Source organism: Natronobacterium texcoconense, from assembly GCF_900104065.1.
Lineage (GTDB): Archaea > Halobacteriota > Halobacteria > Halobacteriales > Natrialbaceae > Natronobacterium > Natronobacterium texcoconense.
The window spans coordinates 1,090,008-1,105,414 of record NZ_FNLC01000002.1; the positions used below are offsets into that span (position 1 = coordinate 1,090,008).

Below are 15,407 nucleotides of genomic sequence, written 5' to 3' on the forward strand. Positions count from 1 at the left end.
TACTGGCGGACAGCAGTCCGTCTCACTCCTCCGCGACGGGGGCGACCATCGTGTGTCTGGAGTGTTCGAAGCCGAGTTTGTCGTAGAACGCGAGGGCGCGTTCGTTCTCCACGTCAACCTTGAGTTTGAGTTCGTCACAGCCAGCCTCACGAGCCTGTCTTTCGGCACGCTCGATCAGTTCGCCGGCGAGACCAGTACCACGGTACGGTTCCGTGACGTAAATATCACAAACGACGAGTCGGTCGGGTCGATCGAAGACGGCCGGTGCCTCGTCCACCTCGGTCGCGACGAACCCCACAAAGTCACCGCTGCTCTCTGCGCCGTTCGATCCGTCAACGGCAACCCATACCCGGTACCCATCGGTTTCGTGGCGCTCAAGTCGGTATTCGAGTTCCTCGGAGACGATGTCGACGTCGTCGGCGAGCGAAAAGTCATCCAGCAGTTCGCCGAGTTCGCGGTTGTACGGAAGCCAGAGTTCTTCGAGGTAGCGACGGACCGGTTTCTCGTCGGCAGGGAGTCGACGGATCTCCATGGACGCTCGTCACAGTCAGATGACTTCTGTCTGGTGTACCAGACTGACATGTGTCGAAACGAACGTCTCGATCCGAGGTTCTCGAAGAAATAAATCAGACGATGAGTGGTGTAACACCCCGAAATTCGACCGCTACTCGAGCGGGGAATACGCACGCCGAACATTCGTAGCGTTTTTGCCGTCTGTCGGGAAACGGAGGGGTATGACTACCTCTACTCCGTGGGAAGACTGGGATCACGTTCTCAAGATCGACCCCGACAAGGAACTGCCGGAGGGCGTCACCTACGGCGATCTCTGTGCGACCGGGACCGACGCTATCGAGATCGGTGGCACGATGGGGATCACCGAGGAGAACATGGCCGACGTCATCGAGGCCTGTGCCGAACACGACGTGCCGCTCTACCAGGAACCCTCGAGTCCCGACGTCGTCCTCCGAGACGACGCGCTCGAGGGCTACCTCATCCCGACCGTGCTCAACGCCGGGTCACCGTTCTGGATCACCGGCGCACACAAGGAGTGGGTCCGACTCGATGGCGACTTCGACTGGGAGCGGACGACGACGGAGGCCTACATCGTGATGAACCCCGAGGCCGACGTCGCGACCTACACCGAGGCCGACTGTGACCTGGACGCCGACGACGTCGCCGCCTACGCGACCGTCGCCGAACGGATGTTCGGCCAGGAGATCGTCTACGTCGAGTACTCCGGGACGTTCGGCGACGAGGAGATCGTCGAGGCAGCAGGCGAGGCAACCACCGAGTCGACGCTGTTCTACGGTGGCGGTATCCACGACTACGACTCGGCGCGGACGATGGCCCAGTACGCGGACGTCGTGGTCGTCGGTGACCTCGCACACGACGAAGGCGTCGAGGCAGTACGGAAGACCGTCGAGGGTGCTTCGGACGCCTAATCGTTGGAATTAGGGCGCTTCGAGGCTGAAAAAGGCCAGTTGGCCTAAACTGTTTTGCGTCTCCGGTCACCTCCGGATACTATGGCTCTCCTCGCCGAGTTCCAAGCGGCGTCGCCGAGGCTGGTCCTCGGACCCACCCTCGAGGCGATGCCGTCACTCGACGTGGAACTCGAACGCCAGTACGCGATCGATCCGGCACAGCCGATCGCGTTCTGCTGGGCTCGCTGTAGGAACTTCGAGCAGTTCGAGCGTGCGCTGTCGACGGACCGAACGGTCGCAGAGTTCGAACAGATCGACCGCGGAGACGGCCGATCGCTGTACCGGATTCAGCGCAGCGACTCGAACGTCGTCCACGCCTACCGTCGCTGGGTTTCGGTCGGCGGCGAACTCCTCGAGTGTCGCGGCTCGAACGGCCACTGGGAGATCGAGATGCGGTTTCCCGACCGGGACGCGTTCGCTCGCTATCACGAGTTTCTCGAGGACGAAGAGGTCGAGTTCACTCTCCATCGGCTCGCCGACGCCGAGGACGTACCCGCGTCCCGCCGCGACGACCGCGTTCTCACCGACTCCCAGCGGGAAGCGATCGAACTCGCGTTCGAGTACGGTTTCTTCGAGGTACCTCGGGAGACGGACCTCGCGACGATCGCACACGATCTCGGCGTCTCGAGTCAGGCAGTCAGCGAACGGTTGCGCCGGGGACAGGCGCGACTGGTCGAAGAACAGCTATTCGGTAGTACCAGCTGAAACGAGTTGCACACCGATCGGATGTGCATCGAGTGTCAGCGGCTACGATAACAGCTCTCGGAGCCGTGGCACCGTCTCGGTGACGTCCTCGCGCTGAATCACGTCCGCGACGTCGTCGACGGGCGTCGACTCGAGGTTGACGACGCCGACGGTCGCCCCGCTCGAGGCGGCCTGACGGGGCAGCGACGCGGCGGGTTCGACGACCAGCGAGGAGCCGATTGCGAGAAAGACGTCGCTCTCCTGGGCCAGCGACCGGGCACGCTGGATGGCCGCACCCGGAAGCTGTTCGCCGAAGAGGACGACGTCGGGTTTGTAGATTCCGCCACAGTCACAGGTCGGCGGGCGCTCGCCCTCGGCGGCGCGTTCGAAGATCGGATCGCCGTCGCGTCGCTTCCCGCAGTCGACACAGCGGACCCGGCGGGCGTTGCCGTGGAGTTCGAGAATCGTGGCGTCGTCGTCCGAGTCGCCAACGGTGTCCGCCGCGTCCTCGTGTAACCCGTCCGTATTCTGTGTGAGGATGGCGTCGAGGTATCCTTCACGACTCATCGCGGCCAGCGCGTCGTGGGCGGCGTTTGGCTCGTAGTCGTCGCCGAACATCGCCTGCTGTAGCTCGATCCGGTCGGCCCAGAACCCGTCCGGATCGCGCTGGAACCGGCCGTAGGTGAACTGTCCCTCGTCGAACCGGTCCCAGACGCCGTCGTCGCCACGGAAGGTCGGAACGCCGGACGGAGCCGAAATTCCCGCGCCCGTGAGAGCGACGACCGTCGCGTCCCGATCGATCTCTGCCGCGAGTCGCTCGAGGTCGTCCATACCGATACCGAGGCGTTCGATAGACAAAAGCGACGAGGACCGTCACCGGACCGACGACGCGTACGCGTCGGCCAGCTTCGCCTCGATTCGCTGGAGGTGTTCGCTGACGGTCCCCGGCGCGAGACCGAGCTGACTCGCGAGTTCGCGATGGGTCGTTCCCCGGGGCACCTCGTAGTATCCCTCGCGAACTGCCAGTTCGAACAGTTCCCGCTGGCGAGGCGTCAGCGCAGGTGCAGTCGGATCCGAACCGGGTTCGTACTCGCCCGTCCGTCGGAGATCGAAGCCGACCGCCTCGGGAAGCGCCGCGACCGCCCGCTGGATCGACCGGTCGGGGCCGACGATCGTCACCTCGAGACCACGGTCGCCGTACCCTTCTCGTCCCGTGTCGACGTACTCCATCGGCCAGTCGACGACGATATCGTGTTCGTGAAGGATCGAGAGGAGGTCGTCGACAGGGTCGACGGTCCGACACTGAACGTAGGCGATACCGTGACCGTCGTCGCCGGCGACGTCGTATTCGGTCACGTCGGGCGCGTCCGCGAGTAGCGAGCGGGCACACTCGAGGTCGCCTCGTAACTCGAGCAGTTCGGCGTACCGATCCTCGTCGAGGGGGTTCAGGTGGCGAATCGCCTCGATGAAGACCGCATCGCTCCGGGCGAAGGTCGCGTCCCTCGTGGTGAGTTCCCCTTCGGACCAGCACAACACGACGGTTACGTATCTCATCCTCGTATTCTGCAAGTAGGGGATCGTGTTGATAAATACGGCTAGCATGCTCGGGTACAGAAGAACGCGTCTGGAGATGGTGACAGCGACACATGGCCGACGTTCCCGCGAACGAGGATCGACCGTCAGGTCCCGACGGACTGCCGGTGCTCGGTAACCAGCTTGCCTTCCTCCGTGATCCTTACGGATTTATGACGGAAACTGCCCGCGAGTACGGTGACATCGCCCACTGGGAGGACCCGACCGGTCCCGTCTACCAGCTCAACCATCCCGACTACATCGAGCAGGTGCTGGTCCAGAACAACGAGAACTACGTCAAGGGCGACCGGTTCCAGCACATTCTCCGACCGATTACGGGCAACGGCATCCTGAACAGCGAAGGTGCCGTCTGGCGGCGCAACCGCCACCTGATCCAGCCGGCCTTCCGGCCCGACCGAATCCAGGAGTACGCGTCGATGATGACCGACTTCACCGGCGAAGCCCTCGAGGATTGGACCGACGGCGAGACCCGACTCGTCCACGAAGACATGATGGAGGTAACGCTTCGGATCGTCGCGCGAGCGCTGTTCGGCGCGGACGTCGACGACCACGTCGACACCGTCGGTGCGGCCTTAGAGGAGTTCATGGCCGCGACCGAGAACCTCCCGCATCTGATCCTGCCAGCGGGAATCCCGACGCCTGCACGACGACGTATCGAGCGTGCACGCGAGGACCTCGACGAGGTCGTCTACGGACTGATCGAGCAACGGAAACGGAACCCGACGGATCAGGACGTCATCTCGAAGCTACTCGAGGGCGACGGGAACAGCGACGACCCGGCGAAGACGGCGATGGCACCCGACCAGATCAGAGACGAGGTCGTTACACTCCTGCTGGCCGGCCACGAGACGACGGCGCTCGCGTTGACGCTTACCTTCTATCTCCTCTCGAAGAACCCGCAGGCCGAACAGCGACTGGTCGACGAACTCGAGGAGGTCCTCGACGGCGAGACGCCGACGATGGAGGACCTCTCGAAGCTGACCTACACCGAGAAGGTCGTCAAGGAGTCGATGCGACTCTACCCCCCGGTGCCGGGAATCGTCCGCGAGCCGGTCAAGCCCGACATTATCGGCGGCTACGAGATTCCGCCGGGAGCGACCGTCCGCATGCACCAGTGGGTCGTCCACCGCGATCCGCGGTGGTACGACGACCCGCTCGCCTTCCGACCAGCGCGCTGGACCGACGAGATGGAATCGGAGCTACCGAAACTCGCCTACTTCCCGTTCGCCGCGGGACCCCGGCGCTGTATCGGCGACCGCTTCGCGATGCTCGAGGCGCGGCTCCTGCTGGCGACCATCTACCAGAACTATCATCTCGAACTCGTCCCCGGGACGGGGCTGGATCTGCGGGCGACGATCACCGCACGGCCGAAAGAGGAGATTCCGATGACGGTGTACGAGCGGTGACGCAAACACTTACTGGGCTGGGTTCGGTAGGACGTTCTAGGATGACCGATCCGTCCGATCCCGGTGCTTCCGACGAGACCAGGCCAGACGCCGCGGACCTTCGCGAGGAGACGTTCTACGCCGATGCCGCCCCTGCCGATCCGGCCGTGCTGAACGAGGGCGGAGACGGTGATCGGACGCTCGACGAGTTGTTCTAACCGGACAGTCACCACCGCTTTCTCCTTCCGGCCGCGAACGATTGCGCTTAAGTTCCGGCTACGTGAATCGGGAGGTATGCAGGACAGAACCTACACTGAAGACGCCGAGCCGGGCGACGACGTTACCGTTGCCGGCTGGGTCCACGAGGTCCGTGACCTCGGCGGCATCGCATTCTTGATTCTGCGGGACGCAACCGGCAAGATCCAGGTCAAGTTCGAGAAAGACGAGATGGACGACGACCTCGTCGAGACCGGTCTCGACGTCGCTCGAGAGAGCGTCATCCGCGTCTCCGGTAGCGTCGAGGAAGAGCCGCGCGCGCCGACGGGCGTCGAGGTCACGCCCGAGGAACTCGAGGTCGTCTCGGAGGCCGACCCGGAACTGCCACTCGACCCCTCCGGCAAGGTCGACGCCGAACTCTCGACGCGACTGGACAACCGGACGCTGGACCTCCGCAAGGGGGAAGTCCAGGCCATCTTCGAGATTCGCGCCGAGATCCTGCGAGCCGTTCGCAAGGAGTTCCGCGCGTTCCGCGCGACCGAGATCACCACGCCGAAGATCGTCGCCACCGGAACCGAGGGCGGCACCGAACTCTTCCCGATCACCTACTTCGGCGAGGAGGCGTTCATGAACCAGAGCCCACAACTGTTCAAGCAGCTGATCGCGGGCTCGAACGTCGAACGCGTCTTCGAGATCGGTCCGATCTTCCGCGCCGAAGAGCACAACACGCCGCGTCACCTCAACGAGGCGACCTCGATCGACTTCGAGGGCGCGTTCTGTGACGCCCACGACGCGATGGACGTCGCGGAAGGCATCGTGAAGGCGGCCTACGAAGCAGTCAACGAGAACTGCAGCGAGGAACTCGAGGCGCTCGGACTCGAAGACGAGTTCGAAGTTCCCGAGGGCGACTTCCCGCGCATCAGCTACGAGGAGGCCATCGAGCGCATCAACGCGACGGGCGAACTCGACGAGCAGCTGGTCTGGGGCGACGACCTCCCGACCGAGGCTGAGAAGGCGCTCGGCGACGACGTCGGCGGCCACTACTTCATCACGGACTGGCCGAGCGAGATCAAGCCGTTCTACATCAAAGACCACGACGACGACGAACAGCTCTCGACCGGCTTCGACCTGATGCACCCGCGCATGGAACTGGTCTCGGGCGGCCAGCGCGAACACCGCAACGAACACCTCATCGAAGGCTTCGAACAGCAGGGGCTCGACCCCGAACAGTTCGAGTACTACACGAAGATGTTCAAGTACGGCATGCCGCCCCACGCCGGCTTCGGTCTCGGCGGCGAGCGCCTGATCATGACGATCCTCGGACTGGACAACATTCGGGAAGCGGTTCTCTTCCCGCGAGATCGTCAACGTCTGAGCCCGTAGGCGAAGACGTTGAGAGCGCGTGGAAACCACGAGCGCGTAGCGCGAGTGCGTTTCCTCGAGATCGCCAGCGTCTGTCGCCCTAGGCGACAGACCTGGGAGCCAGCAAGGCGTGGCGAGCGTGCGAGCCACGTCTTGCAGGACCGTCAACGTCTGAGTCCCTGACGAAGACGCTGGGGGCCAGCGAGACGAGGAAACGAGTCTCGCAGGAGCGTCAGCGGCTGAGCCCGTAGGCGAGGTCGCCGTTGTCGATCGAGAGCCAGAGAGACGAACGAAGTGAGTCTCTCGCTGTTCCCGAGGAACCGGCAGCACCTGTCTCCGTAGGCGAAATTCTTCCTACGATTGCACCCTCGAAAACGCGATTGATAACGGTACAGTCACCGATCGGGAGAACAGGACCTCAGTCAGAACCGATATTTTCTCACATACTACAGCCAGGTAATAATATATGTTTGGATAGAACACAGTTCTGTATTCGTGACCCTCGACGATTCAAGCACCTCCCCGTTTGCGGACGGTTCTGGAAGGTTTTCGAATCGGGCCGTCATCGCACTCGGAGTCGTCCTCGCACTGACTGTAGTCGGGTTCGCGCTAGCGGCTTTTGTACGGCGTATCGTCTTGCAAGCGGTCGACGTCACGGCGGGCCCCGCTCCGTTGATACCGTTCGAAGCGATCGCTAGCCTCCTGACACTTGTTACAGTCGGATTGGCGTACGTTCTGGTGACGGACGCTGTCGACGTATCGATAGACGTTCCAAACGCCCGCGAGGGGGTGATCGTCGGTCTCGGTTTCCTCAGTACACTCCTCGTCTACGCCCTCGCGTTTCTCCCTTCTGGAGAGTTATTGCCCACGTTTGCCGGTGAATCCTCGATTTCGATAACGTGGCCGATCGTGATGATCGTATACTCGCTGTTCATCGTCGCACCAGCGGAAGAATACTTCTTCCGCGGCGTCTTGCAGGGACGGCTCAGGATAGCGTTCGGTCCAGGAGTCGCAATCGCACTGGCCAGCGTTATTTTGGTGTCTTCCACGTTTACTGGTTTGTAGGACAATTACTGCAGGGTCCCGAGATCACCTGGGCGTACGTCGCACACTCAGTCGTCTATCACACCGGATGCGGGGCAGTGTTCGGGCTCTGTTACGAACGAACCGAAAACCTCACCGTACCGATCCTCGTTCACGGACTGTTCAACAGTATACTGTACCTGACAGTTTATTTCCCTCTGTGACGGTAGCGGAGGCTCTCCAGTACCCGCCGCTCTGGTGGTGAGCGTATTTACACGATCGGATTCGACGAGGTTCGGGAAATCGATCCTCACCACCTACCTATTCGCGGAGGAACGTCTCGAGCCGGGTACCGATCGAAAACTGGGGACGAAGCGAGTTCCAGGTGGCCGGAAAACGCAGTCGTACCCGACGTCGAGCAGCCAGCGATGGACCGACGCTACCGGAGACGTGGTCACCGACCACTCGTCGGTCGGATTGGGTCAGAAGATACCGTCGTCGGTATCGCCTTCCTCCGTCGAGTCGAGGTTCTCGGCGAGGTTCTCGCCGACGACGTCGTCGCCGAGGAATCCGAGGTGGCTGCTGACGCTGTCGGTGACGTCGACGTCGACGTAGTTTTCGGGCGTGTCGTCGGGACAGCCCGAGCCGTCGGTACCGAGTGCGGCACCACCGATACCGCCGTAGGCGCTGCCAACGGTCGAGTCGTTCTCGGAGTGGTAGTTGCGCACGACGCCGGCGCCCTCGGCGATGCCGTCGTACCACTCGCCGCTGCCGATGAAACTGCCGTCACAGACCATGTCGCCATCGGCGGCCGCACCCAGGGGTGCGATCGTATCGATCTCGTAATCCGAGTCGATCTTGTTCGCCGCCCACAGCACGCAGCGGCCACCGAGCGAGTGGCCGACCAGCCGAATGTTTCCACCGCCGTCGTCGTAGAAGTCCTCGACAAGCCCGGCTGTCACTTCGCCGACGTCTTCGGTATCGCCTTCGGCACCGAAGAAGTTGATCGTCGTCGCGGGCCACTCGAGTGCGACGGCCTCGTCGGGTTCGTAACCGCCATCTTCGACCGACTCGAGGACGTCCTCGGCCTGGCTCTCCACGGTGGTGTCGCCGAACCAGCCGTGGATGAAAACGAACAGTTCGTCGGCGACGGGGAGACTGTCGTCGGCTTCCCAGCCGCCGACGAGACCGCCGTCGTCGATCTCGATGACCTCGACGTCGCTGAACCACTGTGCGGACGCAGAGCCGGTGGTCGAAGCCATCCCCGCACCGCCGACGATCGTTGCTCCGGCGGCTTTCAGCATCGTTCGCCGCGTCGTCAGTGAGTCGTCCGATTCTGCCGGCCATTGTCTGTTATTGTCTACCATTTGCGGCCGTAGCTACGGACGCTGCAGAGAATATATTCGATTCTTCAGTTGTGAATTTATTTATTTGAGGGCCGGTAACATGTTACCGTGACAATTATTAGAGGCGACTGATCGTGTGGATTGTAATTTGATTCCGGTCTCAGCCGGGGTGAGTTTGCGATATTGTCACGATAACGGCGTTCAGTCCAGCATTCGTTTTAGCGGAAATTTTTTCACCATGGATAACACCTAATGGTAATATGAAGAGAGTGACCTACGTTATCACCCCTCATGGAGGTTGCTTCGATCCGACGGAGCACCGATTCCGGGAGCACGACGTCGAACTCAGGGCTATCCACGAGGCCGATATCCTCGCCGACGGAACGGTAAACGTCCTCCTCGAGGTGGTGAGCACGCGGTCACAGATTTTGACGAGTTTCCCCGATGACCCACAACGACTCGTCGATTGCGAGATCAGCGCGGGCGGAGAGACGACGATGGTTCAACTCCGATACGAGCCGACCGAGCGCAACCGAAAGTTCCTCGAACCACACCGTACGTACGGCGTGATCGTCCGGTATCCGATGACGGTCGTCGATCCCGATCGGTCGACGCTTCGGGTGACCGTCGTCGGCTCCGAGACGGCGGTCCAGAATCTGGTTCGCGAGACGCGGGCACTCGGCGATCTCACCGTCGAAACCGTCACGACCGGTTCACCGTCGGTGAACCAGCAATTCGATGATCTCACCCAACGCCAGCAGGACGTGCTCGTGACGGCCTACGAACACGGCTACTATGAGGATCCTCGCGAAGCGACCTACGAGGACATCGCAGCCGATCTGGACTGTTCCGCGAGTTCGGTCGGCCAGATCCTCCGTCGCATCGAGTCGACTCTCGTTACCGAGACCGTCTCGGACCGTTCCTCTCGGTCGTAGTCGGGCGTCTATTGTACCAATTGATCGCCGCCAATCGAGTGTCTCGTCGCTCGGACTCGAGTCTTCGACTGTCCCGCGTTTCGCCTCGTTCTCGAATCGGTCGCCGACCCCGCTGGGTTATCGTCGGTCGACGGTGGTTCCTTCCCCGCCGACCGCGACCGATCGCTCGGCACTGATCGCGACGCTCTCGAGTGCAATGTGGCCCGACTTCCTCGAGGCCGGACCAGGAGAGGGGCGGATCGAGTCAGGTATCGACGCTGACGCGACGTCGGTCGGTCACCGACAGTGCGACCAGTCCCGGGGAGCGGAACGCGAGTCGTTGCCGGTGCTGCCCGGCTTCTCTTCAGGGAAACACTCCTCGCTACAGTAGTGGCGCTCGAGGGTCCGGTCCCGGTCCTCGACAACCCAGCTAATCCGGTAGTCGCTCGGGCCGATCGTGGCCCCACAGGTGACACACGAAATCGCGTCGGGAACGGACTCGACGACGCGAGCGGGATCGTCGACCCCTTCGAGTCGTGGCTCTCGCTCGTCAGTGTCGGTACTCACCGTCGCCTGAATCGGCTCCGCCGGAGACGGGTCGGTGTTCGGGGACATAGTCGGACGTCCACGAGACGCTACAAATACCCTCCCGTGACATTCAGTGGCTGATGACGATCAGGTCGTCGGGAAGATCAGGGTCGCCGACGAGAGCACTACCGCGGACCACAATTTCTTGACTATTGACCTCCCAACCTGGGGTATGCAGTACTACGAGGACCTCGAGGTCGGCGATACCCAGGAGTTCGGCGAGTACCACGTCACCGGAGAGGAGATCGTCGAGTTCGCGGAGCAGTACGATCCACAGCCGTTTCACATCGACGAGGAGGCAGCCGAGGAGTCCGCGTTCGGCGAACTGGTCGCGTCGGGCTGGCACACGGCGTCGATGTGTATGCGCATGCTCGTCGACGGGCCGCTCGGCGAGCAGGCCAGCATGGGTGCTCGCGGCGTCGACGAACTCCGGTGGAAGAAGCCGGTCAAACCCGGTGACACGCTCTCGGCCCGGACAGAAGTACTCGACAAGCGCGTTTCCGAGAGCGACCCTCGGCGCGGCTACGTCGACGTCCGTTTCGAGGGACTCAACCAGGACGACGAGGTCGTCGTCTCCTGGATTTCGCTGGCGATGATCGAGCGGCGAACGCCCGGCGAGTGATCGGCGTTCCGGTGGGCACAGCCCACCTCCCACCCCGCGAACGTAAGCGAGTGTGACACCATCAGGTCGTCGAAGCCGAAAATCTTCAACGTTTTACCCGTCGGCCCGAAACTCCGGGTAATGCGCGACGAGGCGACAGCGTTCGTCCCCGGTCACATTACGGGCTTTTTCAGTGCACACCCACACGAGGACCCGACGAAGGCGGGCTCACGCGGAGCGGGTTTGACGCTTACCGACGGCGTCGAGGTGACGGTCGAACCCGCGTCGGAATCGACGGTCGTCCTCGACGGCGAGGAGATAGCAGTCGAGCCAGTGACGACCGTGCTCGAGACGCTCGAGGTCTCCGCACGCGTCGAGGCGGAGTCGGAGCTGCCGCTCGGTTCAGGCTTCGGCATCTCGGGTGCGATGGCGCTCGGAACGGCACTGGCGGCAAACGACGTCTTCGGGCGGCGACTCTCGACGAACGAACTCGTGACGATCGCACACGGGGCCGAGGTTCAGGCCGGGACGGGACTGGGCGACGTCGTCGCTCAGGCTCACGGTGGGATTCCGATCCGACTCGAGCCTGGCGGACCGCACGAGAACGTACTCGACTCGATCCCTGCACGCGCTCGCGTCGAGTACGTTTCCTTCGGCGAACTGTCGACGGCCGACGTTCTCTCGGGGGAGACGGACAGGCTGACCGATGCCGGTCAGGAGGCGCTCTCCCGGGTCGTCGAGGAGCCGACGTTGCCGTCCTTTATCTACGCCTCGCGGCTGTTCGCTCGCGAAGCCGGACTGTTGACCGGCCGAGTCCAGGAGGCGATCGAGGACGTGGCCGCAGTCGACGGGCAGGCGTCGATGGCGATGCTCGGGGAGACGGTGTTCGCGCTCGGAACGGGGCTGTCCGACGCCGGCTACGAACCTTCTGTTTGTTCGACACATCCGGCCGGAGCGGTACTGAAATAGCGTTCATATAACGAACATTACATAGCTGACTGCGCTCGGATTCATCACGCCTTGGTTCGTGAAAATATGTTCTGAATTTTCCATCTACGGGACGAATTACGCGAACCAGCCATATAGATGTCATTTCTCATTGGGTTGGAAATGGTGTCTTGGAGCCCTAATGCGTTCGAATTCGGAACTTCTCGAGATAGTTAGCCGACGGCAGACAGTCGTGAACTATCTTGTCACCCACATATTATACAGCACACATAAAAAATAAAATAGTTGGCCGAAGGTTTATTATATCACATCATAGTTATGCGTCCGAGTTACGAATGTCAGCGCCAAGCGAAATTCATCGAAGCCTATATCGGCTGTACGAACGATACGTGGGGGAACCGGATTCGGGGAAAGACGTCTACGGCTACTGGTTGTTCATCCTCGGTTACGCTATCGGGGCTGCGGGCATCGTCGCGTTCATCGTCGGCTACGGTGGGAATATCGCCGAGACGGAGATGATCCACATCTCGGGTGTTACGGCCTCGGTCGGTCTCGCGCTCTGTTTGTTCGGAATCGGGTTGATGCTGCCGGTACGAAAACGAGGGATTCAGGCGAGCGTGGTCGGGCTGATGATTTCATTAGTCGGAGTCGCGATGTTTGGAGTGGCCTACCCCCAGGACTGGCGAGAGCGGGGAATGCAACTCGACGTCGAAGTGATTTCGGTCTACGCCGCCGGAATCGCGATTATCGCCGGCGTTGCGGTCCTCGTCCCCGTGTTGACCGGCCGGAAAGGAATGTTCGTCGAGGAGGAAAAAGAAAGCGAGGAAGCGCCGATCCTCACCGGTAACGCCCTCGAGGACGCCCAGTTCGCGGTCTTCCGGGACGAACACGGCGACTGGAAGTGGCACGTCCTCCACCGTGAGGCGCTGGCCGAGAGCAACAGTAGTGCAGTTACTCGTCCCGAAGCACGGGAAGGAATCGACCGGGTCAAGTCCCAGATCAGTTCTGCAGGCCTGATGGAACTGACGACCTCGGCGTTCCGACTCTACGAGGACCGAGACGGGTCCTGGCAGTGGACGCTCGCGCGCGACGACGGGAGCGTCGTCGCTGACTGCGGCCGCGAGTTCGATCGACGCGACGGCGCAGAGAAGTCGGTGAGTTTCCTCAAGGATCGAGGGCCGGACGCAGACGTCATCGAGATCGAAGGGGCCGCGTTCACCTACACCGAAGAGCGCGGGAAGTGGTACTGGAAACTCGTCGACGACGACCACGCGACGCTGGCCGTCGACGAGGTCGGCCACACCGAACAGGACGACGCGGAGGAGGCTGCCCGGACGTTCGCCGAACGGTTCGCGGACGCCCGACTGCTCGATATCGACCACTTCGGCGTCGAACTCTACGAAACAGACGGCGAGTGGACCTGGCGATTCGTCGACGATGCGGACGACGTCGTCGCCGATGCCGCCGACACCTACGACACGCGACGCGACGCCGAGGAAGCCGCCGAAGCACTGTTGCCGGCACTCGAGTCCGCGTCCGTCACCGTCGCCGGCGAACCGACCTACGAACTCTACGAGTCCGGCGAGGAGTGGCGCTGGCGACTCGTCGACGAAGCCGAAGACGTCGTCGCACGGACGCCCGGAACGGAGACCGACGAGGAACGGATCGAGTGGGAGACCACACAGTTCGGCGACCACGCCGACGATGCCGACATCATCGAAATCGAGGCAGCCGAGTACGAGGTCTATCCATCCGACGAGAGCGCCGACGCCTCCTCGAGCGAGGACGACCACCTGCCGAAAGCGGTCGACGAGCCGGCTGCGGCCACCGACGGCGGAACGTCCGTCACGTTCGACGAGGGCGAGGGGCCGGACGAACCGGAGGGGCCGGATTGGCACTGGCGGCTCGTCACCGAAGACCGCGATATCGTCGCCGCGAGTACCGAGCCACACCCCGACGCCGATACCGCGACGTCGGCGATCGAACGCGTGCGCGAGCAGGCGAACGAGGCCGACCTGATCGAGTTCGAGCAGTCGGCGTTCCAGGTCTACGAGGCCGACTCCGGCGAGTGGCGCTGGCGGCTGATCGACGAGGACGGCAACGTACTGGCCGACAGCGGCGAGGAGCACACCTCTCGTGGCGAGGCTGCCGAGGCGATGATGACGCTGAAAGAGCGAGCACCCGACGCCGAACTGCTCGAGATCGAGACTGCCGCGTTCGAACTGTTCGTCAACGAGGACGACGAGTGGGGCTGGCGGCTGATCGACGAGGGTGGCCAGCTCGTCGCCGAGGACCCGGCGACGCACCCGACTCGCGACGCGGCACGGGACGCGATGAACCGGCTGCTCGAGCACCTCGACTCGGACGTCCGGACGATGGAGGACGCTGCCTTCCAGACCTACGCCGACGAGGACTGGCACTGGCGGTTCGTCCTTCCGTCGGGCGAGACGGTCGCGGTCGACGACGAGCCGTCCCCGACGCGTGACGATCTCGTGGACGAACTCGAGTCGATCCGACAGGCAGCGTCGGCGGCCCGGCAGTCGACGATCGGCGACGCAGCAGTACAGCTCTACGACAACGGCTCCTGGTCGTGGCGCTTGCTCGATCGCGACCGCGAAGAGATCGCCGACGCTGCCGTCTCCTATGCCGACCGAGACGGCGCGCTCGAGCAGGTCGACGAGTGTCGTACTCACGCGACCGACGCACCGATTTTCACCATCGAGGAGGCCGCGATCCGCCTCGAGGATGGAGACGACGACGGCTGGTGCTGGGATCTCGTCGACGACGAACGGACGGTCTACGCGAGCGGCGGCACGGTCGCCGACACGAAAGCGGACGAACTGGACGAGATCGACGAGATTCGCCAGCTCGCTCCGATGGCGGGCCGGGTCGACTTCGACGTTGCGTCCTTCGAACTGATCGCGAACGACGACGACCGCTGGCAGTGGCGGCTGATCGACGAGGACGGCCGACCGGTCGCGACGGGTACCGAGACCTACGAGTCGAGCGAGGCTGCTCGAGAGGCGCTCGACGACGTCCGGACGCTCATCGGGAACGCGAGCATCCTCGAAATCGACAGCGTCTCGTTCGAACTCCACACCGACGAGGACGGCTGGGTGTGGCGGCTTGTCGACGAGTTCGGCTCGACGATGGCCGAGAGTACCCAGACCTACGAGAACCGTACCGAGGCTCGCGAAGCGATGAACGCGGTGAAGTCTCACGCCCCCGACGGCTGGCTCACCTTCACCGAGTAATCGGCGACGCCT

General features: G+C 62.8%; 14 protein-coding genes and 1 pseudogene. 10 read left to right on the forward strand and 5 right to left on the reverse strand.

Going from position 1 to position 15,407, the window contains the following annotated elements:
• Positions 1-22: 22 nt before the first annotated feature.
• Positions 23-532, reverse strand: a complete 510-nt coding sequence (locus tag BLR35_RS12750) for a GNAT family N-acetyltransferase (RefSeq protein ID WP_090382457.1) — start codon at positions 530-532, stop codon at positions 23-25.
• A 202-nt stretch (positions 533-734) separates the two neighbouring features.
• On the opposite strand from BLR35_RS12750, the gene BLR35_RS12755 reads away from it, so the two are divergent.
• Entirely contained in the window at positions 735-1,442 is a 708-nt protein-coding gene (locus BLR35_RS12755; protein ID WP_090382460.1) for a phosphoglycerol geranylgeranyltransferase, read from the forward strand.
• A gap of 81 nt (positions 1,443-1,523) precedes the next feature.
• Positions 1,524-2,186 carry a helix-turn-helix domain-containing protein gene (locus BLR35_RS12760; protein ID WP_090382464.1) on the forward strand — a complete coding sequence of 221 codons (663 nt, stop codon included), beginning with the start codon at positions 1,524-1,526 and terminating at the stop codon, positions 2,184-2,186.
• 42 nt (positions 2,187-2,228) lie between these two features.
• Here the strand turns inward: BLR35_RS12760 and BLR35_RS12765 are convergent, their stop codons facing one another.
• Both BLR35_RS12765 and BLR35_RS12770 read right to left on the reverse strand, forming a co-directional pair.
• Positions 2,229-2,996: an SIR2 family NAD-dependent protein deacylase gene (locus BLR35_RS12765; protein ID WP_090382465.1), complete on the reverse strand. Its 768-nt coding sequence runs from the start codon at positions 2,994-2,996 to the stop codon at positions 2,229-2,231.
• Between the two features lie 42 nt (positions 2,997-3,038).
• Entirely contained in the window at positions 3,039-3,719 is a 681-nt protein-coding gene (locus BLR35_RS12770; RefSeq protein ID WP_090382467.1) for a helix-turn-helix domain-containing protein, read from the reverse strand.
• Between the two features lie 92 nt (positions 3,720-3,811).
• Between BLR35_RS12770 and BLR35_RS12775 the strand changes: the two genes are divergently transcribed.
• The 4 genes and pseudogenes from BLR35_RS12775 to BLR35_RS21255 all read left to right on the forward strand — a co-directional run bounded on the left by BLR35_RS12775 (position 3,812) and on the right by BLR35_RS21255 (position 7,968).
• Complete coding sequence (locus BLR35_RS12775) at positions 3,812-5,164, forward strand: cytochrome P450 (RefSeq protein ID WP_090382470.1); 1,353 nt, start codon at positions 3,812-3,814, stop codon at positions 5,162-5,164.
• A 41-nt stretch (positions 5,165-5,205) separates the two neighbouring features.
• The gene (locus tag BLR35_RS20715; RefSeq protein ID WP_170830989.1) at positions 5,206-5,361 is read left to right on the forward strand and encodes a hypothetical protein; all 156 of its coding nucleotides are present in this window, start codon (positions 5,206-5,208) and stop codon (positions 5,359-5,361) included.
• Between the two features lie 76 nt (positions 5,362-5,437).
• Positions 5,438-6,742 (forward strand): aspartate--tRNA(Asn) ligase, encoded by a 1,305-nt coding sequence (gene aspS / locus BLR35_RS12780; RefSeq protein WP_090382472.1) that lies wholly within the window; start codon positions 5,438-5,440, stop codon positions 6,740-6,742.
• An 891-nt stretch (positions 6,743-7,633) separates the two neighbouring features.
• Positions 7,634-7,968: pseudogene (locus BLR35_RS21255) on the forward strand (CPBP family intramembrane glutamic endopeptidase).
• 258 nt (positions 7,969-8,226) lie between these two features.
• Here BLR35_RS21255 and BLR35_RS12790 read toward each other — a convergent pair.
• Positions 8,227-9,111: an alpha/beta hydrolase family protein gene (locus BLR35_RS12790; RefSeq protein ID WP_090382478.1), complete on the reverse strand. Its 885-nt coding sequence runs from the start codon at positions 9,109-9,111 to the stop codon at positions 8,227-8,229.
• Between the two features lie 239 nt (positions 9,112-9,350).
• Here BLR35_RS12790 and BLR35_RS12795 point away from each other — a divergent pair, with 239 nt between their 5' ends.
• Complete coding sequence (locus BLR35_RS12795) at positions 9,351-10,025, forward strand: helix-turn-helix domain-containing protein (protein WP_090382480.1); 675 nt, start codon at positions 9,351-9,353, stop codon at positions 10,023-10,025.
• A gap of 276 nt (positions 10,026-10,301) precedes the next feature.
• On the opposite strand, the gene BLR35_RS12800 is transcribed toward BLR35_RS12795, so the two are convergent.
• The gene (locus tag BLR35_RS12800; RefSeq protein WP_090382483.1) at positions 10,302-10,619 is read right to left on the reverse strand and encodes a DUF7576 family protein; all 318 of its coding nucleotides are present in this window, start codon (positions 10,617-10,619) and stop codon (positions 10,302-10,304) included.
• 145 nt (positions 10,620-10,764) lie between these two features.
• Here BLR35_RS12800 and BLR35_RS12805 point away from each other — a divergent pair, with 145 nt between their 5' ends.
• The 3 genes from BLR35_RS12805 (at position 10,765) to BLR35_RS12815 (ending at position 15,395) form a co-directional block, all read left to right on the forward strand.
• Positions 10,765-11,214 carry a MaoC family dehydratase gene (locus BLR35_RS12805; RefSeq protein WP_090382988.1) on the forward strand — a complete coding sequence of 150 codons (450 nt, stop codon included), beginning with the start codon at positions 10,765-10,767 and terminating at the stop codon, positions 11,212-11,214.
• Positions 11,215-11,334: 120 nt separating this feature from the next.
• Positions 11,335-12,162, forward strand: a complete 828-nt coding sequence (locus BLR35_RS12810) for a pantoate kinase (RefSeq protein ID WP_090382484.1) — start codon at positions 11,335-11,337, stop codon at positions 12,160-12,162.
• Positions 12,163-12,476: 314 nt separating this feature from the next.
• Entirely contained in the window at positions 12,477-15,395 is a 2,919-nt protein-coding gene (locus tag BLR35_RS12815) for a DUF1508 domain-containing protein (protein WP_090382487.1), read from the forward strand.
• Positions 15,396-15,407: the final 12 nt, after the last annotated feature.